The following is a 22514-nucleotide window of genomic DNA, read 5'->3' as shown; positions in this document are numbered from 1 at the left end:
GTTAGAATTTAAGATTATATTTTGAATCAAACTATTTTAATATTGGTAGAATGGATCATCTTCCATTGCACCTGCTTTTTCATCATCAATACCATGTTTATAATAGTCAACATATTGAGGTTCAAGCGGTTTTCTACCACGAATAATGTCCGCTGCTTTCTCAGCTAACATCAATACAGGTGCATGAATATTACCATTTGTTGTTCTAGGCATTGCTGAAGCATCAACGACACGTAAATTTTCCATACCATGTACTTTCATAGTTAATGGATCGACTACTGCCATTGGGTCAGATGCAGGTCCCATTTTCGCGCTACAAGATGGATGTAATGCAGTTTCTCCATCTTTACGTACCCAATCTAGAATTTCTTCATCCGTTTGAACTTGTGGTCCTGGTGAAATTTCGCCACCATTAAATGGGTCCATAGCTTTTTGTTTTAGGATATTTCTTGCTACTCTAATTGCTTCAACCCATTCTCTTTCGTCTTCTTTCGTAGATAAGTAATTAAACACGATACTTGGTTTTTCAAATGGATCCTTAGATTTGATTTTCAAACTACCTCTTGAGTTGGAGTACATTGGTCCAACATGTACTTGGTAACCATGTGCTACTGGTGCTTTTTGACCATCATATCTTACAGCAATTGGTAAGAAATGGAACATGAGGTTTGGATAATCAACATCATCATTTGATCTTACAAAGCCACCACCTTCAAAGTGGTTAGACGCCGCTGCACCTTTACGTGCAAAAATCCATTGTAAACCGATGAACGGCATACGTTTGACATCAAGGCTAGGTTGTAGTGAAACCGGTTGTTTACATTTATGTTGAATATATACTTCTAAGTGATCTTCGAAGTTCTCACCAACACCTGGTAAATGCATACGTGGCTCTATACCTTTTGATTTTAAGAATTCTGAGTCACCAATACCTGATAATTGTAATAGTTGTGGTGTATTGAAAGCACCGCCAGATAAAATAACTTCGTTTGCATGAACAGTATGTTCTTTACCATTTTTCTTGAAAGTCACGCCTGTTACTTTTTTACTATTATTTTCATCAAAAATTAATTTTGTAACGAATGCACGTGTTTCAACATCTAAGTTTCTACGTCTTAATGCTGGGCGTAGATACGCTCTTGAAGCAGACATACGACGTCCATGATGTACTTGGCTATCAAATGGTCCAAAACCTTCTTGTCTGTATCCATTAACGTCTGCAGTTTTATGATAGCCCGCTTCAACACCTGCATTAAAGAATGATTTAAATAATGGATTAGTAGCTGGTCCACGTTTTAATTTGATTGGACCATCATGGCCTCTAACTTTATCGTATGGCGCTGCACCATATGTTGTTTCTAACTTTTTGAAGTATGGTAGACAATGTGCAAAGTCCCATGTGTCCATTCCTTCAGGTTCTGCCCATCCTTCATAGTCCATTGGGTTACCTCGTTGATAAATCATACCGTTAATAGAACTTGAGCCACCTAATACTTTACCTCTCGCATGATCTACTCTACGTCCCATATGTGGTTCTTCGTCAGTTTGATATTCCCAGTCATAAAAACGATTACCTGATGGGAACATCAATGCTGCTGGCATTTGAATAAATAAATCCCAGAAATAGTCACTACGTCCAGCTTCTAATACCAAAACATTTTTATCTTTATCCTCTGAAAGGCGTGCACCAAGAACTGAACCTGCACTACCGCCACCAATGATGACATAATCGTATGAATCGCGTTTTCTTCTCATCGTTAAAGACCTCCAAAAATTGATTTGTTTTCTTTGTTTGTTAACATCTCTTTCTTAAAAGGTTTCATTTATTGAAGTGAGCACTATACCTTAGTTAGTACTCACTTCATGTAGCATTTTGTATTTATAAGTCATTTACTGTATATAAGCAATGTATTATTATTTACTGAACCAATCCACTGGTTCTGGATTAGTATTTGTAAGAATGTGTTTACTTACTAAATATTCCTCTAATCCTTCTTTACCTAATTCTCTACCGATACCTGATTGTTTGTAACCGCCCCATGGCGCTTGTGCAAAGTATGGATGGAAATCGTTAATCCAAACCGTACCAAGTTTCAATTTATTTGCAACACGTTGTGCTTTACCAATATCTTTAGTAAATATAGCACCTGCTAAACCGTAAATTGAATCATTTGCTAAGCGAATAGCTTCTTCTTCGTCAGCAAATCCTTCTACAGTCACAACTGGTCCAAAGACTTCCTCTTGAACAATACGCATTGATGTATCACAATCTGTAATTACAGTAGGTTCAAAGAATAATCCGGCTTGTAAGTCTTCACGTTCAGGGCGTTTACCACCAATTGCAATTGTTGCTCCATCTTTTTTCGCAACTTCCATATAACCTTCAATTTTATCGCGGTGTGCTGTTGAGATAACTGGTCCCATTTCAGTATCTTGATCAAAACCGTTACCTAATTTGATTTTGCTTACACGATCGATAAGAGCTTTTTCGAATTTATCTTTAATATCATTGTGAACTAAGATTCTTGAACCAGCAGAGCACACTTGACCAGCGTGGAAATATCCACCATTAAGTGCTTGGTCTACAGCTAATTCAAAATCAGCGTCATCAAAAATAATATTAGGATTTTTGCCGCCTAATTCTAATGCAACGTCAGTCACGTGATTAGCTGCTTGTTTCATGATGTGTTTTCCTGTTTCAATACCACCTGTAAATGAAACTAAATCGACTTCTTCATGACCTGACATCACGTCGCCCACTTCTGATCCAGCACCAAGTACTAAATTAATTGTTCCTTTAGGGAAACCAACTTCCTCCATCAATTCAAATACACGAATTGTTGTTAACGGAGTAATTTCACTTGGTTTCATAACTAATGAGCAACCTGTTGCTAAAGCTGGCGCAATTTTCCAAGATGCTTGAAGTAATGGATAGTTCCAAGGTGTAATTTGAGTAACAACACCTACAGGTTCTTTAACTACTTTACTTTCAGCATTAGGAATAGGTGAATTGATAATTTCACCGCCATCTTTATCAGCTAAACCAGCAAAATACATAAACACATTATGAATATCATCCATATCAGCATAGGATTCTTCTAAAGTTTTACCAGTGTCTAATGTTTCTAATTTAGCTAACTCTTCTCTATTTTCTTTAATTTTATCAGCAACGGCTCTCACTTTTTTACCTCTGACTTCACTTGTTTCAAGTGACCATTCACCGTCTTCGAAAGATCTTCTAGCAGCTAAAATTGCTCTTTCAACATCTTCTTTAGTTCCTTCAGCTACAGTGAAGATTGTTTCTTGATTGTAAGGATTTATAATATCTCTTGTGTTTTTATTTGAACTTTCAACCCATTCTCCATCAATATATTGACGATTTGATAATTTATCTACAAGTTCCATCAAACGACCTCCGTTAAGTTTGTTAAATTTTTATTTAACGAATTTTACAGAGTTATGTTATCATAATTGATGAAAAAGTGTCAATTTCTTTAAAAATGTTTGTATTTTACAATCGAACTTATCTATGTTTAAGAAATAATTTTTGTTCAGAAAATTACTTTTCTTTTTTTTCATAAAAGGCTTTATAATGATTCTCGTGTGTATTTATTAGAAATGGGACATATAGCATAGGTTTTTATAGCCATTTATAGATTGCAGCATTGAATTTAGTCAAAAGTAGTATAGACATTAACAATTCAAATCGATAACTAACATTTGATTATGAAATTTCAATGTAATTATGCTTTATATTCATGAACGAGTTACAACTCAAAGTAATAGATGTATCCTTTACAGGCAAATCATCATAAAAATCATAGTATCTGGTGCGTCCCACCTAAGCTAAATAATGGATTAAAATGGAGGTGCAATGATGGATTATAATAACAATGACAGTCAATATATCGAAGAAGCTAAAGATTTAGTTATCAACTCAATCGGTGAAACCATGGATTTGTATGGTATCAACCGTAGTGTAGGTAACTTGTATGGCATTATGGTTTTTGAAGGAAGTATGACACTTGATGAAATGCGACAACAACTGCAAATGAGTAAACCTAGTATGAGTACAGGTGTAAAAAAACTACAAGAATACGATATCGTCAAACAACAATTCACGCGTGGTAGCCGAAAGCAACATTTTATTGCAGAAAAAGATTTCTTCACTTTCTTCCGCAACTTTTTTACTAAAAAATGGGAACGTGAAATTGACACTAATATGGAAGCAATTGAAGATGCAGAAAATATCATTCACCCACTTCTTGAAAAGAATGATATAGATGAGGAAGTTAAAAAACAAGCAATAAATGTAAAAGCGCAGTTAGACCACTCTAAAATATATTACAAGTGGCTCGCTCAATTAAGTGAAGCTCTAGAGTCAGGAGAAATTTTTAACTATTTCCCAATTCCAGATGAACAACATCATCATGATCAATAAGAAAAAGCCAAGCGATAATGATTTAACATTCGCTTGGCTTTTTTTGTTATAAGTTATCGTCTTCAGGTTTGTCTTTGACCTGAACTATTCTTAGAGAACGTCTTTCAATTTCTTTATGCTTATCTGCACGTCTTTCTAACTTGATACGATCTCGTCCGAGTATAATTAAGAACGAAATCATCATTAGCGTAAATATAACAATTAAAGGTACACTAGCAAGTAATGATGCTGTTTTCAATACTTCTAATGCACGTTCTCCTCCAACTAGCATTAAAGAGAACGGTAGTAAACATAACGCAAACGCCCAGAACAAACGATTAGCACGTAACGGTTCTCCTATCACTTTTTTCTGTGACGCTGCTGCTAAAATATATGAACCAGAATCGAATGTTGTTGCTAAGAATAAGAAAGCTGATATTAAGAATAAGATAATAGTAATTGTCGAGAATGGTAGTTGATGCATTATTTCTATGATTGTTGCCTCTGTACCATAATTGTTTAAATAGCTTATTACATTAAATTGCTCAGTAATTTGTAGATATACAGCATAGTTACCAAAAATACCGAAAAATAACACACAACCTAATGTTCCATAGCATATTGTTCCTAATACAACTTCTTTAAGTGTGCGTCCTTTTGAGATACGCGCGATAAACAATCCAATAAACGGTGCATAAACGAGCCACCATGACCAGTAGAATATTGTCCAATCTTGAGGGAAATTCGTTTCTTTACGACCTTTTATGCCACCAAATGGTTCCATCCATGTCGCCATATGGAAGAAATCTTTTATCATATTACCGAACCCTGTAACTGTAGTTTCCATAATAAACACAGTTGGACCTACGATGAATACAAATGCTAATAATAAAAATGATAACCAAACGTTAACATCACTTAATTTTTGAATACCTTTTTTCAAACCTGTGTAAGAACTGATTGCGAAAATAACTGTAATAGTTAGTAAGATGATTGAACGTAAAATCATATTAGATCCATCTAAACCAGTCAATCGTTCAATACCAGCTGAGATCATCGGCACGCCTAGAGCGAGTGATGTTGCAGCACCACCGAGCAAACCGAAAATAAATAAAATATCTACGATTTTTCCTAATAATTTATCCGTATGTCCTTTTAAAATTGGTCGACAAGCTTGACTAATTTTATAGACGGGTTTCTTCTTAACGAAAACTAAATAACCGATTGGCAAAGCTGGTAGCACATATATTGCCCAGGCTATAGGTCCCCAGTGAAACATACCATATTGAGTTGCATATTGAAGTGCTTGATCGGACATTGATTTTGCACCGTTAGGAGGTACTTGATAATAAAATGCCCACTCAATAACACCCCAATATAAAATATCTGAACCAATACCGGCACAGAATAACATGGCTGCCCATGTGAAATTATTAAATTCAGGTTTGTCAGTCGCTTTTCCTAACGTGACATTCCCATACTTACCAAATGCTATGTATAAAACAAAACAAAATATAGCCAGTCCCATAAAGAGATATACCGATCCAATTGAATTAGAAATGGCACTATTGATATCGGTAATGATTATTTCACTTGCTTTCGGAAAAACCATCATAGGTATAACAGCAAAAAGTAACACAATGACTACGCCTATGAAGGTCGTCCAGTCCATAACTTTTTCCTTTTTCAAATGTGATCCCCCTAATATTAATTTATGAATCTTTACTTTAAATTACGTTCAATGGATAGTGATTCACAAAAAAGACAATAACGAACTTTTAATAATAATGCAAATTACATACATGTATCATCAAAATCTAATTTGAATAATTATATAATTTAAGCCTCTCAAATATTCATCTTAAATTGCTATGACAACAGTGTTAAGTTAAAATTTAACAAAATGAACGAACTTTACAATATTTCATATCGTATTTTTATACACTTTTAACGTATATATATTTATTTTATTTTTTTCTCCACTGATACTCACTCTTAATCTATAAATAAAAAATCGCCAATATTTAGTCATTCAAATACCTTACTCGATGAGATGAAGTATTTAAAACACTATATATGGCGATTAAATTCCAACTTATAAAAATTGATTAATATCCTAAAATGGTTTTAATAACAAATCCTGTAATGACGGATACTGTTATAACAAAAAATCCTGGTATCATAAAGCTCGTAGGTCTTGTTCTACCTGTTTCATCTAGTTCTACAGCAAATAATAGTGTCGGTTGAGCTGGAATAACGAAATTCACATTTAATGTTTGTACCATCGCAACAAAATAGATGGGAGGTATACCTAAACTCATAACTATCGGCACCATAATTGATGCTGTAGCTGTTTGAGAAATGACAATCATTGCAACTACAGAAACAAGTATGATAACAAGCCAAGGTACTTCACTAATAATTGACCCAATATCATTTTTCAATATTTTTAAGTTATGTGGAGCATTAAATATTGTTGCACCTAACCAACCTGGGCCAAGAACTGCAAAAAGTGCTCCCATTGCAGATTGTGTAATATTCGATGACAGAATATCAGAAGTATTGATTTTTATTAATAATAAATTGATTGTAGCGCTGAGATACATAAAGAACTGAACAATTTCAGTCATCTCAACTTTAACTACATCTCCATTCACATTGAATTGCGGCATGAGATTAGGAAATATGCCAAACGTTAAAATACCCATGACACATAATAGGAATGAGATAACACCTATTTTTACTTTTAATGAAAAGTCATTTTTGATTTCGACTTCTGGCATCTGAACTAAACGTTCTGACTCATCACGCACGTGTTCTTTTCGTCCTACAAATGTACAAAATGTACTAAGCATTAACATACTAATTAAAGCTGTAGGTAAAACAATACTTAAATACTTGCCCATCGATATTTCATACCCTGCTAATACAGAAATAATATAAGCTGTAGCAGAAGCTGCCGGGCTACAAAGTAAGGCTAAATTGGCTGTAAGTACCGAAGCAGTTAATGCGCGTTTAGGCTGAATTCGTGCTTTTTGTGCAGTTTTCGCTATGATAGGTTCAAGTGAAAGAGCTATATTTGCAGTACCAATTCCAAAAACAAAGACAAAGACAATCATTGGCGCTATAAATATAATTGATTTTGGAAAGCGTTCAATCACACGTGATGCAATGTATACTAAATAGTCAATACCACCAGTGGCTTGTAACGTACCACCTGCTATACCAATAGATAATATGATTAACACTGCCGTCACTGGTGCTGAACCTGGAGGTAACTGGAATCCAAATATCATGATAAGCTGCGCTACTATAGCAAAGATGCCACATCCCAGTGCACCAGCAGTTCTTAATCCTAATAATATCGCTAGAATCATGATTATGATTTCTATGATAAACAATAACATGGAAGAATCTCCTAACTTATGCCGAACAATTTTCACTTCAATATTTTATCACTTTAATATGTAATTAGTATATATATAAGTATAAGATTATTTCTTTTACTTTTTAGATGTTTAATGTTTGTCACTTTTCAGTCTATAAATTGCAACAAATCACATCTACCTACTAAAAAGTGATATAAATTTACTTTAAAAATAAAATTAACTATACTCTTTAAAACTGTCGTTATACATGTGGATAACTTTCATGTTCATCCCATTGAAAACTTATAACAAAGATTGCCCAAAACAAATGAACCATAACATTTATTTTGGGCTATTTTTCCAAGAGATATCTTAAAAATTAATTCCAATTATCATCATAAACTATTTAGTTAGATATTCAATGACCTGTTCTTTTTGTAAGGAAGATTGAACATCAATCACACGTTGATTAAGTGATCCTTTATATGGAAGATTCGGACGATATAAATGTTGAATAAACATACCATCAACTAATACATCAATATGTTCGAGTAATGACTTGCGCGCATCGTCTTGCTGTTTCAAATATTCAAATAAAAAGCCAGTCCATACCCAAATTGTTTTTGTATGACCGAATCGTTGTCTAAAAGCTTCAACAAGTTGGAGTGTGATAAACAAATTACAAAATGGTTCTCCACCAAGTATGCTTAAGCCTTCGATATAAGAAGGCGCACAATAATCTAAAATCTCTTCAAGCATTTCAAGTTCGAAAGGTTCTCCGTATTTAAAATTTTGGGCTTTAACGTTATAACAACCTTTACATTGAAAAGGACATCCGGAAACATATACACTGCATCGAACACCTTCACCATCTACAAAGCTATGACTTTCTATTTTAGCTATATAGTGTTGACCTTCTTTAATGTTTAAAATATTCATGAACGAGGTTCCTTCATGTGTTTCACTCTTGCACATATCTCTTTTTGTCGACCTTCAATAACAGGTCTTTGAACTGGATTTCCTAAATAACCACATGTTCTTTTTACAACGTCAACCGTTTTAGGATCAGTGTTACCACAATGTGGGCATCTATATCCGTTAGCAGTAGTTTCAAAATCTCCATCATAGCCACAACGATAACAGTGATCAATAGGAATATTCGTACCTAAATAACCTACCTTATCATAAGCATAATCCCATACTGTTTCTAAAGCTTTCAGATTATGATTTAACTTTGGATATTCACAATAATGAATGAATCCACCACTTGCATAGTAAGGATAGTCTTTTTCAAAATCTAATTTTTCAAACGGCGTTACATCTTTACGCACATCATAGTGGAATGAATTTTGGTAATATCCTTTATCAGTAACATCTGGAATAAATCCAAATTTTTCTTTGTCCAATCGGCAAAATCTATCTGTTAGTGATTCACTAGGTGTACTGTATATACTGAACCAAATATCATATTGTTTCGTCCACTCTACTTGATAACGTTTCATTTCTCTTAATATGTCTAGTGTGAATGTTTTAGCTTCAGGATTGTGTTCCCAATTCGGTCCATAAAATAATGTTGCCGCTTCGTATAAACCGATATACCCCATTGAAATCGTTGCGCGTTGTTTTGTAAATAATGAATCGACAGTATCTTCTGAAGTGAGTTTATTTTTAAATGCACCACTTTTATATAAAATAGGCGCGTTATCTGGAATAGCATCTTGTAGTCTTTGAATTCGATACACAAGTGCATCATGTAATAATTGCATGCGTTTTTCAAAGATATCCCAAAACTGCTGCATGTCACCATCTGCTTCGATTGCAATTCTCGGTACGTTCAACGTCACTACACCTAAGTTACATCGTCCATTATTTTCCAATTGACCTTCATCATTCTTCCAACTTGGTAAAAATGAACGACATCCCATCGGTGCTTTAAAATCACCAAGCAGTTCCACAAGTTTATCGTAATTTAAAATATCGGGATACATGCGCTTTGTTGAACATTCCAATGCAAGTTGTTTAATATCATAGTTAGGATCTTCTGGACTAAAGTTAACCCCCTTTTTTATCGAAAATACAAGTTTAGGGAAAATTGCAGTAACCCTATCTTTACCGAGACCTTTAATACGGGTATGTAAAATTGCTTGTTGAATTTTTCGACTTAATTGATCTGTTCCTAAACCAAATCCCAAAGTAACGAATGGCGTTTGTCCATTGGAAGTATAGAGTGTGTTAATCTCATACTCTAAACTTTCAATTGCATCACCAATATCCTTAGTTACTTGTGTATCCACATAATTCTCAATTTTGTCAGGTTGAACGAAATCATTCGCTACTTCCCTGTGATGTTGTGCATTCATTTGTGCATATTTACTTAGTAATTCGTCAACACGATCGACAGTACAACCTCCATATTGACTGCTTGAAACGTTTGCAATGATTTGTACAAGTTGTGCTGAAGCGGTTTGTATTGATTGAGGTGTTGTAACATTAGCATTGCCTATCTCAAAGCCATTCTCTAACATATCTTTTGCATCTATGAGACAACAATTGGTTAATGGTTGAAATGGATGGTAATCTAAGTCGTGAAAATGAATATCTCCCGATTGATGTGCATGAGCAACATGCTTTGGAAGTAAATGATCGAGTGCATAAGACTTTGATACCGTTCCAGCTGTTAAATCTCGCATTGTTGAGAATGTATTACTATCTTTATTTGCATTTTCATTTAATATAGTTGGATCTTTTGTGATTAATCGAGTTAATGATGTTTCTAGAGTAGTCATTTCGTCACCCTTCGCTATATATAGTGTATATCAATAAAATAAAATACTATATATAGTATTACAATCGATTACTAAGTCGTTAACTAAAATGTCATAAAGATTATTAACGTTTAGTGAACTCTATGTGAGATAAAGATAGTTTTGTAATCAATATAAAAACCTGAGACGTCAATGTTCTCAGGCTTCTATAACATATAGTTAGTTTTTAATTCAGTTAAAATTTATAATATCTTCATTTTTGGTAATTCTAGTAATTATCTTCGTATAAATTGGGAATAAATAACCGAAATAAGCATTTACCTTTTCCCTTTCACCTATCTAATTATTTCTATTATCTTGTGTTGATTGATTTATATTTTGATGTGTTTGTTGATGATCTTGAACGACATGTTGAGAATGCTCTTGTGTTACTTGTTCTTCCCCATTGCTCGACTCTTGCGATACATCTGTATGTCCCTTTGACATCTCAAGATTTTTTTCTAAATTTTTGCGCTTTTCATCTTCTGATCGACGGTCATATGAGCGCTCTTCTAACACTGAGCCAACTGTTAAAATGAGAATTACAGCTATTGTCCCCACAATAAATAATACAAGTAAAATCCACATCCAAATATTAAATGACATGTTATATCACCATCCTCTTATTTTTTTGATAAATCACACAATATCTCTTTAAAAATATTTTCCCTTTTTATTTCACTTTAATCACACATCAATAATTAGCTTTTTAGAAATTTAAATTATAGTTGTCACAAACTAAGCATAAATCATGACTCATAAGTATACTATTGATGACATTTAAAAATTAACATCTTCTTACTTAATTAAAAGTAAGTATATCTGACCAAATGCTTTTCTTTAAAAACTTTCCATTATACTTTTAAAATTAAAAAGAGTAGGATTAAGAATCTTTAATTCTCTCCTACTCTATATAATGAAATATCAATTTAAATATATTCGTGTTCTTTAAGATAACGTATAATTTGTACCACTGATTGTTCAATAGTGTCGTGTTCAGTATCTATAGTAATTTCAGGGTTTTCAGGTGCTTGATAAGGTGCACTTATACCTGTAAATTCAGGTATTTCCCCAGATCGTGCTTTTTTATACAATCCTTTAGGATCTCTCTTTTCACATTCCTCAACACTACATTTTGTATATACTTCTATAAACTCATTATCCTCTAGTAATGCTCTAACACCTTCTCTGTCTTCTTTATATGGGGAGATAAAAGCAGTAACTGTTAAGGCTCCAGCGTCTACCATTAATTTTGCTACTTCTCCAATGCGTCGAATATTTTCTGAACGATCTTCAGGACTAAACCCTAAATTTTTATTAAGACCATGACGCACATTATCACCATCTAAACGGTATGCTTGTTTTCCTTCATTAAATAATTCTTTTTCTAAGGCAACAGAGACCGTTGATTTCCCTGACCCAGATAGCCCTGTAAACCATATAACAGCACTTTTGTGTCCATTTTTATGCTGTCTTTGTTTCTTCGTAACTTCTGAGTCATGCCATGTAATATGATTTGATTCACTCATTTTAACACTCCTGATTTATTTTTCTCGCAAACCTTTAATTAGAACTTCGGCAACTTCTGGTCTTGAAAATTTAGTTGGCAATGATTCGCCATTACGCAGTTTTTCTCTTACTTTAGTACCACTTAAATGTAAATGTTGAGAAGCGTCATGCGGACATGTTTTAGCAGTTGCCATATTACCACAAGCTTCGCAATAAAAGGCATGTTCAAATTTTAAAATTTGAATACCTAACTCATCTTCAAATTGAGTAATCAGCTCTTGTGCTTCATAAGTACCATAATAATCGCCTACCCCAGCGTGATCTCTTCCCACAATAAAATGTGTACAACCATAATTTTTACGGACAGTTGCATGAAGTATCGCTTCACGTGGTCCGGCATAGCGCATTGCAGCAGGATAAATGACTAGACGTGCTCTATCTTCAGGATAATAGTTTTTTAATATCACTTCATAACTTTCCATACGTACATCCGCTGGAATATCGTCTGACTTTGTTTCACCAACTAGTGGATTTAAAAGTAGACCATCAACAATTTCTAGTGCTGATTTTTGAATATATTCATGTGCTCGATGCACTGGATTTCTCGTTTGAAAACCTACGACAGTTTTCCAACCTAAATCATGAAATAATTGTCTCGTCTCTGAAGGATCCAGATGATAATTTGAAAACGCGTCATGTTTTGGACGATTTAATAGTTTAATAGGACCACCTAAATATATATTACCTTTTTCATAAACCTTTTTAACTCCAGGATGAGCTTCTTCAGTAGTTCCGTACACCAAACGCGCTTCTTTTTCTTTATCATATGTGTACTTTTCTTCTAATTTAAGCGTTCCATATAACTGACCATCTTCACCATATAAAGCAATATCATCACCTATTTCAAGTTTATCTGCTTCGGATTCTGTTACAGGTAAAGTGATAGGAATACTCCAAACTAAGCCATTGCTTAAATGTGTTTCCTCTATAACCTTAGTGTAGTCTTCCTTGTTCATAAATCCTGTAAGGGGACTAAATCCGCCAATACCTATGAGCTCTAGATCCGATATTCCCCAAGGATTTAAAGTAATCGGTTTAAATTTTAATGCTTCCTCAATCAAACGTTCACGTTCGTTTCCTTCAACAACACGATTGATGAGTTCTCCTCCATGAGGTTTAATTGTATAATTGGTTATTGTTTCATTGTTAGACATTATAATCAAATCTCCTTTTCCAATTAATTATATTTGTTTACTCGGCTTTTCTTATAAGAAAAAGACAATTTCTTGTTTCGAACGACTTGAAAAACAAGCAAAATAATAATTGCAAGAATAATAATGAATCGAACTGTATTTGAAATAGTGTTATCTTTTACAAAATAGCTTAATAATGCATTACTATTTGTAAAAATAATTAAACCACCGACACAAATTGCAAGAATGTTAATGGGTAACACTTTAACTAAATACGCTGAAATAGGTGCTGCTACCATTCCACCGAGACTTAAAGCAATTACAGCAAACCAATTAATTTGAGTGACTCCTAAAAAGATAATGAAACTTAAAGCGGCAGATGACGTAACAAAAAATTCACTTGCTGAGACTGTTCCAATCGCATATCGTGGTTGAATTTTTTTACTTGAAAGCAGGAGCGGCGTATTAACCGGTCCCCAACCACCACCACCGATTGCGTCTAAAAATCCTGCCACAAAACCTTGTGGAATTACTTTAAAACTACTCAAATTTCCCACATGATGATGATGTTCATGTGCACGTTTAAATAGAAATTGATACAAAATATAAAATCCCATACTTAACAAGAATAAAGCAATGAATGGTTTAATATAATCACCATGAATAAATGTCAAAACACCTGCACCGATAAAGGCGCTTATTGACCCAGGTATAGCTAACTTCAACATTGTTGGTTTATGAACATTATCAAATCTCCAATGTGATGTCCCAGATGCAGCTGTTGTTGCAATTTCAGAAAAATGAACGGTTGCTGACACTACTGCCGGTGCTATACCGTAAGTTAATAATATTGATGACGATGAAGCGCCAAATCCCATGCCTAATGACCCATCAACAAGTTGTGCTAAAAATCCCGCAATTGCGAAAATTAATACTTTGCGCATATATCATATGCCCCCATTCTTCATTTGACTTGTGATTTTAGCCATCGGATGAAATCTTGTTGCTTCTTCTCATCTAAATATTTGTCTGACAAAATTTGCTCGAGTAACGCTTGTTTATCAGATGGCTCAATTTTAAGTGATTTAATATATTGTCTACTTTCATATAAAAACTGAATATACATTGAATAGTCTTCATTGTATGTATCTTTTAAATCTTTAATAATTCGTTGACCTAATTTAGGACTTGCACCATCAGTTGATACACTTATTGTTAATTTATCTCTTTTTAAGAAATTAGGGAACGTTACATTACCTAGGTCTGCTTGTCCTGCATGATTAAATAATACGTTCTTAGACAAAGCTGCCCCCACATCGTTGTTAACATCAGATTGATTAGTAGCCGCGATGACCACATCAGCATTCTCAACATCTTGTGGTTCGAAGTGTTTCTTTTCATAAGTGATTTGCTTCGTTTCTAGATATTTTTGTAATGTATCGGTAATTGTTGGACTTACAACATGAATATGTTTTGTATAAGCTAATAAAGTTTTAGCACGACGTGTTGCCACTTTACCTCCACCTACAATGACGACTTTCTTGTTACTTAAATCAATCATTAAGGGCATATTCATGATGATTTCCTCCTATACACTTTAATTAATACTCATTATAAACGTGATTTTTACTGTTTTTTTAAATGTATGCGCTAAGTTGATGACATTTCCGTTAACGTTTCATTTTGAACAGTTGCCTGTTCTACAAACCAATTAATTTTTTCTCTCATCTTAACCACTTCGCCTACAATAATCATTGCTGGATTCTGAATATGATGTGCTCGTTCTTGAATTGTATCGAGTGTCCCAGTCACTGTCATTTGCTGTTTTGACGTTCCCATATGCACGAGAGCTACTGGTGTTTCTGACGAACGACCATATTGTATTAACAACTCACAAATTTCACTGAGTCTCTTAACCCCCATATAAATACATAAAGTTTCAGGACCATTGGCCAAATGTTGCCAGTATTTGCCTTTATCCATACCAGGTTTATTCACTGCAGTTACAAATGCTACAGAAGAACTATAATCACGATGTGTTACTGGAATTCCAGCATATGCTGGTGCTGCAATTCCCGATGTAATTCCAGGTATAATTTCAAAGTGGATATTATGACATGCTAATTCCTCTGCTTCTTCTCCGCCACGTCCAAAAACAAATGGATCGCCACCCTTTAAACGTGTAACTATGTGCCCTTTTTTGGCTAAGGTTACCATCATTTTATTTGTTTCTTCCTGCGGTAAGGAGTGCCTGTGAGGATCCTTACCGCAATAGAAGAACTTAGTAGAAGGAGAAGCATAATTAAGTATTTCTTTATTTACAAGTCGGTCATAAAGGATGACATCGGCTTCTTTAATGGCTTTTAAACCTTTTAACGTTATTAATTCTGGATCACCAGGTCCAGCTCCAACTAAATATACTTTCCCCATATGAACCACTCCCCCTCTCGTTTAACTATGAAAATCGCGACCATCATGAACTTTGGCTATCACACCGTCACGAATTACAAAGTCCCCAAAGTGTTCTCCGTCAAGACGCTCTTTACTATAACGCAACAACAATGGACGTAGACTTTCTAATATCTCATTTTCGTCGATATTCTCTTTATATATTTTATTTAGACGTTCGCCTTTAAAACTACCACCTAAGTACATATTATATTTACCAGGTGCTTTACCGATAAAGGCTATTTCTGCTAGCGCTGGTCTCGCACATCCATTGGGACAACCTGTCATACGAATCGTTATTTCTTCCTCTTTTAAACCAGACTCATCTAATAAATCTTCAATTTTTGTAATTAGTGAAGGAAGATATCTTTCAGATTCTGCCATAGCTAAACCACACGTTGGGAAAGCAACACAAGCCATAGAATTTCTTCTAAGTCCTGTATAATTTTTGCCATCTGTTAATTTATATTTATCAATAATAGCTTGTATTTCTTCCTTTTTCTCAGGAGAAACATTTGCAATAACTAAGTTCTGATTAGGTGATAATCTGAAATCTCCAGTATGGATTTCTGCGATTTCTCTTAAGGCTGTTTTTAACAAATAGTCTTCAGTATCTTTCACACGCCCATTTTGTATAAATAAAGTGAAATTCCAATTATTAATACCTTCAATCCAACCTAATCAATCACCATTATGTTCAAATTCGAAATCACGTGGCGCTTTAATTTCCCAACCTAATCGTCGGTTTAATTCTTCAGTCACCCAAGTTTCTCCTAGACGGTCCACTGTATATTTAAAACGTGCATTTTTTCGATTTTCACGATTACCATAATCACGTTGTATTGTAAGTATTTTCTCACATACATCTACAACCTTTTCCTTAGGTATAAAACCTATGAGACGTCCAAGTTGAGGATATGTTTCAGTAATACCATGAGTCATACCCATACCGCCACCGATAGTCACATTAAACCCAATTAACTCATCTTGTTCAACGATAGCGATTAAACCAATATCTTGAGAATAGACGTCAATATCATTAGATGGAGGTACTGCAATACCTATTTTGAATTTACGTGGTAAATACGTATTCCCATAAATAGGTTCCTTTTCCTCACTCGAATCTAAAACCTTTTCACCATCAAGCCAAATTTCATGATATGCATTTGTTCTTGGAAGTAAGTGATTACTTATACGCGTTGCATAATCATTAATCTCCTTATGTACTTGAGATTGATAAGGATTAGGATTGCACATCGTATTACGATTAACATCTCCACATGCAGCAATAGAATCAAGTACTGCATGATTAATATTGTTCATTGATTGTTTCAAATTACGTTTAAGAATTCCATGAAATTGAAATGCTTGGCGTGTTGTTAATTTAATCGTATGATTTGCATATTGATTAGAAATATCATCCATAGCAATCCACTGTTCAGGAGTCGCTTTCCCCCCAGGTACACGAACTCGAATCATAAAACTATATGCAGGCTCAAGTTTTTGTTTACGACGCTCATCTCTTAAATCCCTGTCATCTTGCATATAACTTCCGTGAAACTTTAGCAGTTTTGCATCATCTTGTGTAATGGATCCAGTGATTGGATTAGCTAAACTTTGTTCAATAGTTCCACGCAAAAAGTCACTATTTGCTTTTAAAAATTCCATTTCATCAAGATTTTTATCTAATTCTTCCGAAATATGATTATTTGTATTAACCATGTATCCCCCGTCCCTTCTATTAATACACGTCTCTTTGATATCTTTTATCTCTTTTCATTTGTTTTAAGTATTCTTCTGCATCTGTTTCAGATAGGTTTTGCTCTTTGATTAACACATTTTTAATCGCTTGATGAACATCCTTTGCCATTTTACTTTCATCACCACATACATAAATAGTAGCGCCATTTTCAATCCATCGATTAAATTGTTCACTATTTTCTGCAATTTTATGTTGCACATACACTTTTTTATCAGTATCTCTAGAAAAAGCAACATCTAATTTTGATAAAGTTCCATCTTCAAGCCATTCTTGCCATTCCGTTTGATACAGAAAATCTGTAGTGAAGTGTTGATCTCCAAAGAATAACCATGTATTTCCTTCAAAACCTAGCTCCTCTCGTTCTTGCATATAGGATCTAAACGGTGCAACACCTGTCCCAGGACCTATCATAATCACAGGTGTTGATTCATCTTGCGGAAACTTAAAATTCGGATTTCGTTTTAAATAGATAGGAATTGTATCGCCCTCTTGTATTCTCTCTGCAAATTGTACTGAACAAACACCTGAACGTTCCCGACCGTGTGCTTGATATCTAACTGCTCCAACAGTAATGTGAACTTCATCTGGTGTTGCTTTATAACTACTAGATATTGAGTACTCTCTAGGTGGTAACTTTCTTAATAATTGATGTAAATTTTCAGGTTGTAGTTCTGTCGTTGCGAAGTCATTTAATAAGTCAATCAAATCCCTTCCCTCAACGTAGTTTTGAATCCATTCTTTATCTTGAATTTTTTCAGAAAGCTCTTCATTATCAAAAAATATCGCAGCATTTTCTATTAACGGTTTTGTTAATTTAGTAATTTCAAAATGCGATGTTAATGCCTCTTCAAGATTTAAAGTATCTCCATCCTCGTTAATTAAAACTTGTGTTTCTGGACTCCAACCTAATGTGCTAATAAGTAAGTCTACGATAGCTGGATCATTTTGAGGCAAGACAACTACGCAATCTCCCGGTTCATATTCCTCACCAAAATTATCAAGTAATAACTCAATATGTCTCGTCTCTTTGTCTGAACCTCTACCATTCAAATTAATATTGGTCAATACTTCAGCATCGTAAGGATTAGACTTACTATATTTCTTTTCTTTTGCTGATTTTATAGATTCGCTAACAACTTGTTCACTTTCAGTACCAGCTGGTGTTGAATCAATCGTATTAATAACATTGGCCATCCACTTTTCAGCGTCTTCTTCATAATCAACATCGCAATCAGTACGATGATAAAGTCTTTCTGCCCCTAATTCAGCCAAACGGTTATCAAAATCTTTACCAGTTTGACAGAAGAATTCATAGGTTTGATCTCCTAATGCTAATACTGAAAATCTCACCCCATCCAATTTTGGCGCTTTACGTCCGTGGATGTATTCATGTAATTCAACAGCGTTATCTGGTGGATCTCCTTCGCCATGTGTAGATGTGATAATAAATAAATCTTCTACTTTCTTCAAATTCTTAGGTTTAAAGTCATCCATTGATTTGAGCGTAACGTCATTTCCAATATCAGATAAACGTTGTTCAAATATTTCTGCAAGTCCCTGCGCATTACCAGACTCAGATCCATATAAAATCGTTATCGATCTAGCTTCCGGCTCAACTGAAGGTTCCTTTTCATGTAGCATCGCTTCTGTATTGTCATCTAAGTTATGTTGTTCTACAGAATCTGTAGATGTATTTGATTGTTGATTTGCCATCAGATAGCCACTTAACCATACTTGTTGGTTAGGTGATAAAGTGTGAAGCAATTCATTGATTTGTTTAGCTTGCCCTTCCGTAAAAGGACTATTGGTAACACTTAAGTTCAATCTTATCCACCTCTTATACTTTGTTATTCCGATATTTGTCATTGTTTATATATGTCTATTTTTGAAAGTTATTAATTATATCTTCAATTCTAGTATGTACCATTTGTTATTTTCAGTAAATGTAATACTCAATTGATAACTAAAATCGAAAAGACAATTCATAATATCAAAGTGCAATACAAACATTGATTACTCAAAATAATCGCTACTAAATAAAGCTATATTAACTTTTAACAAACAACCCCTTATTTCTTATCGGAATACTATGTTTTGAAATTAAAATTTTTTGACTATCTCTTATGGTTTATCAGCTACATGTAACCCGCATTCAGTCTTACTAGAATTTGACCAACGACCAGCACGTGAATCATTAGAATCAAATACGGGTGATGTACATGGAATGCAACCAATACTTGGATAATTTTGATCATGTAATTCATTATAAGGTAAGTCCTTATCACGTATATAAGACCATACTTCTTCTTCTGTCCAATAGATTAAGGGACACACTTTAATTGACTTAAATCTTTCATCTTTGTTAATGAAATTTGTATGTGCTCGTGTTGGTGATTGTGCTCGTCTAAGACCTGATATCCAAGCTACAGCACCAGATAATACGTCTTCTAGTGGTTTAATCTTGCGTATGTAGCAACATTGGTTAGGATCATTCTTCCATAAAGCAGGATTATATTTCTCACCTTGTTCCTCTAACGTAAGTTCCGGTTTTTTCATTTTAATGCGTAATTGCGGATATTTATCTTTCACCCTATCTATTAAGTCATATGTTTCTTGAAAATGTAAATCAGTGTCTAAAAATACAATTTGTGCGTCGGGTTTAATTTGAGAAATCAAGTCAATCAAAACCATACTCTCAGCACCAAAACTGCAAGAATAAACAATATCATTTTCATAAGTTTGATATGCCCATTTTAAAATCTCATAAGCGCCTTTTGTCTCATCATTAATATCTAATTCATTTATAAATGGATCGTTTTGAAAATTGTCATAAGTAATTCTTTCTATAGACATTAGCGGAGCCCCCTCTCACCTTATCAATCCATCCAAATCAACAAAACATATCAGAATTGTCAGAATAATTATGTTTAATACTTTAACTACTTTTATAACGAAAGTCAAGGTAACTCGAGAAATTATCGAAATAAAGATAAGATTAATTTAAATTTTTTGTCCTATATGCTCATAAAAAATTTAAAGAGCCTACACATATGATATGGCAGACTCTTTAATAATTTCTTTTACATTCGTTTATAGTGACTTCATTCAAAATATTACAAATGAAACAAGATTATTTTATTCTTTAATCCAAGAAGAATATAGGCATTTATTTTAATAATTGTCTTATTAATTTTTCCATTTGGTTAGGATTATCACAAGGTAAAAATCGTTTAACAATATTTCCCTGTTGATCTACTACAAATTTAGTAAAATTCCATTTAATTTGCGAACCAAATAATCCTGGTTGTTTACATTTTAATAATGTGTACAAAGGGTGTTCATGCTCTCCATTAACATTAATCTTAGCATGGATGGGGAAAGTAATACCAAACTTATATTTATATACTCGATAAATATCTTTGATTAATTCTGGCTCCTGATTATTAAAATCATTGCAAGGGAAGCTCAAAATTTCAAGACCATACTTATGATATTTTTTATAAAGCATTTCTAATTTATTAAATTGATCATTCAGAGTACAATTCGTTGCAGTATTTACGATAATGAGCACTTTCCCTTTATATCTTTTTAGTAAATAGGTAGAGCCATCATAATTCTCTACCGCAATATCATAAATACTCATTTAGATACACCTCTACATCATCGCCAATTTCAATAAATCTATAACGCCACTAGAAGCTCCAGGAAATGCAAAAATATTTTTATTTAAGTCTTGTGCAGTAAGTTTTTGATTAATGATAAAGACTAGGAGATTAACCAAATCACCAGCGTCATTACCATAAATCTCTGCTCCTACTAAACGTTTGTGACTATCTAATACAATTGACATTTCAGCCTCTGTTTCGTTTTGATACTCAAATACCATTTGTCTTCCGAATGGTATATCTTTAATCATATACGTATCATCTTTCTTAGCCTCGCTAACTGTGACACCTATTTGAGATAAACGAGGCAATGAATAAAGCACTGAAGGTATTGGTGGATACTGAATGGCATCTGTATTCAATCCAAGGATATGGGCAGCGATATAATTAGACTCAAATGTAGCTGTAGGAGTAAGTTTAGGAATCATTTTATTGATAACGTCCCCACTTGCGTATATATTTTTCACATTTGTTCTTAAATAATCGTCAACCTCAATACCTCTATCACTAAATAGTATACCCACTTTTTCCAAACCTATTTGCTGAACATTAGGCTTTCTACCGGTTGCATCCAGTACATAATCTGTTTCAATCATCTTTCCAGACTCAGTTTCTACTATAAAACGTTGTGCATTCGGTTTAACTGACTTGGTATTCTCACTAAAGTAAAATTTAACACCTTCATCTTTTAACTTTTGAATTAATTTATTGACGTGTGATTCGTTAAACCCTTCAAGTGCCTGATTTGTATGATGAACCACATTAACCTCTACACCAGATTTGATCATGATAGAAGCGAATTCAATACTGATAATACCTGCTCCAATAAAAGTGATACTATCCGGTAAAGATTGCATTGATAAAAATTCCCGACTATCATGCGTATATTCTTTACCCTCAATATCTAATTGATGACTATGTTGTCCAGTTGCTATAACAATATAATCTGATTGTAAAGTTGTATTATTTACCTCTATTGTATGAGCATCTACAAGTTTACCTTTCCCCATGATTACATCAATTCCCTGTTGTTCAAACATCGATGTGAGGGTTTCAGACATAGGATTAATGACTTGTTCTTTGTAATGCATTAAATTCTTCCAATTCACTTCTAAATTGTGACTATCAATAATATTAGGATATTGTTTGGCTTCTTCAAGCACTTCATAAGGTCCCTCTAAAAAAATTTTCGCATTACAACCATAGTTAGTACATGTACCGGCGATAGTATCTTTTTCAACTATAGCTACTTGCTTACCACTTTGCTTTAATGTTAACGCAGCATGCCAAGCTGCATGACCACTTCCTAAAAATACTACATCATATTGTTTCATTAACACTCATC

Annotated in this window: 17 protein-coding genes and 1 pseudogene; 1 reads left to right on the top strand and 17 read right to left on the bottom strand. The window is 33.9% G+C overall.

Annotated elements, in window-relative coordinates:
- Positions 1–36: 36 nt before the first annotated feature.
- Positions 37–1755 (bottom strand): choline dehydrogenase, encoded by a 1719-nt coding sequence (gene betA / locus HMPREF2576_RS10125; RefSeq protein ID WP_001830593.1) that lies wholly within the window; start codon positions 1753–1755, stop codon positions 37–39.
- Positions 1756–1914: 159 nt separating this feature from the next.
- A complete protein-coding gene (gene betB, locus HMPREF2576_RS10120) occupies positions 1915–3405 on the bottom strand; it encodes a betaine-aldehyde dehydrogenase (RefSeq protein ID WP_001830602.1) in 1491 nt (496 codons plus the stop codon).
- Between the two features lie 472 nt (positions 3406–3877).
- Here betB and HMPREF2576_RS10115 point away from each other — a divergent pair, with 472 nt between their 5' ends.
- Positions 3878–4441: a choline uptake/conversion transcriptional regulator CudC gene (locus HMPREF2576_RS10115; RefSeq protein WP_001830608.1), complete on the top strand. Its 564-nt coding sequence runs from the start codon at positions 3878–3880 to the stop codon at positions 4439–4441.
- Between the two features lie 46 nt (positions 4442–4487).
- Here HMPREF2576_RS10115 and HMPREF2576_RS10110 read toward each other — a convergent pair whose 3' ends face one another.
- The 15 genes and pseudogenes from HMPREF2576_RS10110 to HMPREF2576_RS10040 form a co-directional block, all read right to left on the bottom strand.
- On the bottom strand, positions 4488–6110 hold the full coding sequence (locus HMPREF2576_RS10110; RefSeq protein ID WP_001830660.1) for a BCCT family transporter: 1623 nt from the start codon (positions 6108–6110) through the stop codon (positions 4488–4490).
- A 418-nt stretch (positions 6111–6528) separates the two neighbouring features.
- Positions 6529–7827, bottom strand: a complete 1299-nt coding sequence (locus HMPREF2576_RS10105; protein WP_001830664.1) for an anaerobic C4-dicarboxylate transporter — start codon at positions 7825–7827, stop codon at positions 6529–6531.
- A 363-nt stretch (positions 7828–8190) separates the two neighbouring features.
- Positions 8191–8727 (bottom strand): anaerobic ribonucleoside-triphosphate reductase activating protein, encoded by a 537-nt coding sequence (nrdG, locus tag HMPREF2576_RS10100; RefSeq protein ID WP_002438021.1) that lies wholly within the window; start codon positions 8725–8727, stop codon positions 8191–8193.
- The gene (gene nrdD, locus HMPREF2576_RS10095) at positions 8724–10574 is read right to left on the bottom strand and encodes an anaerobic ribonucleoside-triphosphate reductase (RefSeq protein WP_070856448.1); all 1851 of its coding nucleotides are present in this window, start codon (positions 10572–10574) and stop codon (positions 8724–8726) included. Before nrdD ends, nrdG begins: the two co-directional genes overlap by 4 nt.
- A 318-nt stretch (positions 10575–10892) precedes the next feature.
- Positions 10893–11198 carry a hypothetical protein gene (locus HMPREF2576_RS10090; RefSeq protein WP_002438015.1) on the bottom strand — a complete coding sequence of 102 codons (306 nt, stop codon included), beginning with the start codon at positions 11196–11198 and terminating at the stop codon, positions 10893–10895.
- 323 nt (positions 11199–11521) lie between these two features.
- The gene (cysC, locus tag HMPREF2576_RS10085) at positions 11522–12121 is read right to left on the bottom strand and encodes an adenylyl-sulfate kinase (protein WP_070856449.1); all 600 of its coding nucleotides are present in this window, start codon (positions 12119–12121) and stop codon (positions 11522–11524) included.
- A gap of 15 nt (positions 12122–12136) precedes the next feature.
- The gene (gene sat, locus HMPREF2576_RS10080; RefSeq protein ID WP_002438012.1) at positions 12137–13315 is read right to left on the bottom strand and encodes a sulfate adenylyltransferase; all 1179 of its coding nucleotides are present in this window, start codon (positions 13313–13315) and stop codon (positions 12137–12139) included.
- A 23-nt stretch (positions 13316–13338) separates the two neighbouring features.
- Complete coding sequence (locus tag HMPREF2576_RS10075) at positions 13339–14238, bottom strand: sulfite exporter TauE/SafE family protein (RefSeq protein WP_002438011.1); 900 nt, start codon at positions 14236–14238, stop codon at positions 13339–13341.
- Positions 14239–14258: 20 nt separating this feature from the next.
- Positions 14259–14870 carry an NAD(P)-binding protein gene (locus HMPREF2576_RS10070; protein ID WP_002456704.1) on the bottom strand — a complete coding sequence of 204 codons (612 nt, stop codon included), beginning with the start codon at positions 14868–14870 and terminating at the stop codon, positions 14259–14261.
- Between the two features lie 74 nt (positions 14871–14944).
- Positions 14945–15724 (bottom strand): uroporphyrinogen-III C-methyltransferase, encoded by a 780-nt coding sequence (gene cobA, locus HMPREF2576_RS10065; RefSeq protein ID WP_002438009.1) that lies wholly within the window; start codon positions 15722–15724, stop codon positions 14945–14947.
- Between the two features lie 21 nt (positions 15725–15745).
- Positions 15746–17464, bottom strand: a pseudogene (gene cysI / locus HMPREF2576_RS10060) (assimilatory sulfite reductase (NADPH) hemoprotein subunit).
- Between the two features lie 19 nt (positions 17465–17483).
- Complete coding sequence (locus tag HMPREF2576_RS10055; protein WP_001830607.1) at positions 17484–19328, bottom strand: assimilatory sulfite reductase (NADPH) flavoprotein subunit; 1845 nt, start codon at positions 19326–19328, stop codon at positions 17484–17486.
- Positions 19329–19625: 297 nt separating this feature from the next.
- Positions 19626–20357 carry a phosphoadenylyl-sulfate reductase gene (locus tag HMPREF2576_RS10050; RefSeq protein WP_001830661.1) on the bottom strand — a complete coding sequence of 244 codons (732 nt, stop codon included), beginning with the start codon at positions 20355–20357 and terminating at the stop codon, positions 19626–19628.
- 313 nt (positions 20358–20670) lie between these two features.
- The gene (locus HMPREF2576_RS10045; RefSeq protein ID WP_001830637.1) at positions 20671–21147 is read right to left on the bottom strand and encodes a glutathione peroxidase; all 477 of its coding nucleotides are present in this window, start codon (positions 21145–21147) and stop codon (positions 20671–20673) included.
- Between the two features lie 12 nt (positions 21148–21159).
- Positions 21160–22503, bottom strand: coding sequence for a dihydrolipoyl dehydrogenase family protein (locus HMPREF2576_RS10040; RefSeq protein WP_002468767.1), 1344 nt, complete (start codon positions 22501–22503; stop codon positions 21160–21162).
- Positions 22504–22514: the final 11 nt, after the last annotated feature.

Origin of the sequence: Staphylococcus sp. HMSC063F05, from assembly GCF_001837075.1 — a bacterium.
Taxonomy (GTDB): domain Bacteria; phylum Bacillota; class Bacilli; order Staphylococcales; family Staphylococcaceae; genus Staphylococcus; species Staphylococcus epidermidis.
The sequence above is the reverse complement of the archived record's forward strand: the minus strand, read 5'-3'. Positions and strand labels throughout refer to the sequence as shown.

Bases quoted from the DNA above. Each gene is read 5' to 3' on its own strand.
- betA (WP_001830593.1), bottom strand. From the start codon at position 1,755: ATGAGAAGAAAACGCGATTCATACGATTATGTCATCATTGGTGGCGGT.
- betB (WP_001830602.1), bottom strand. From the start codon at position 3,405: ATGGAACTTGTAGATAAATTATCAAATCGTCAATATATTGATGGAGAA.
- HMPREF2576_RS10115 (WP_001830608.1), top strand. From the start codon at position 3,878: ATGGATTATAATAACAATGACAGTCAATATATCGAAGAAGCTAAAGAT.
- HMPREF2576_RS10105 (WP_001830664.1), bottom strand. From the start codon at position 7,827: ATGTTATTGTTTATCATAGAAATCATAATCATGATTCTAGCGATATTA.
- nrdG (WP_002438021.1), bottom strand. From the start codon at position 8,727: ATGAATATTTTAAACATTAAAGAAGGTCAACACTATATAGCTAAAATA.
- nrdD (WP_070856448.1), bottom strand. From the start codon at position 10,574: ATGACTACTCTAGAAACATCATTAACTCGATTAATCACAAAAGATCCA.
- HMPREF2576_RS10090 (WP_002438015.1), bottom strand. From the start codon at position 11,198: ATGTCATTTAATATTTGGATGTGGATTTTACTTGTATTATTTATTGTG.
- cysC (WP_070856449.1), bottom strand. From the start codon at position 12,121: ATGAGTGAATCAAATCATATTACATGGCATGACTCAGAAGTTACGAAG.
- sat (WP_002438012.1), bottom strand. From the start codon at position 13,315: ATGTCTAACAATGAAACAATAACCAATTATACAATTAAACCTCATGGA.
- HMPREF2576_RS10075 (WP_002438011.1), bottom strand. From the start codon at position 14,238: ATGCGCAAAGTATTAATTTTCGCAATTGCGGGATTTTTAGCACAACTT.
- HMPREF2576_RS10070 (WP_002456704.1), bottom strand. From the start codon at position 14,870: ATGAATATGCCCTTAATGATTGATTTAAGTAACAAGAAAGTCGTCATT.
- cobA (WP_002438009.1), bottom strand. From the start codon at position 15,724: ATGGGGAAAGTATATTTAGTTGGAGCTGGACCTGGTGATCCAGAATTA.
- HMPREF2576_RS10050 (WP_001830661.1), bottom strand. From the start codon at position 20,357: ATGTCTATAGAAAGAATTACTTATGACAATTTTCAAAACGATCCATTT.
- HMPREF2576_RS10045 (WP_001830637.1), bottom strand. From the start codon at position 21,147: ATGAGTATTTATGATATTGCGGTAGAGAATTATGATGGCTCTACCTAT.
- HMPREF2576_RS10040 (WP_002468767.1), bottom strand. From the start codon at position 22,503: ATGAAACAATATGATGTAGTATTTTTAGGAAGTGGTCATGCAGCTTGG.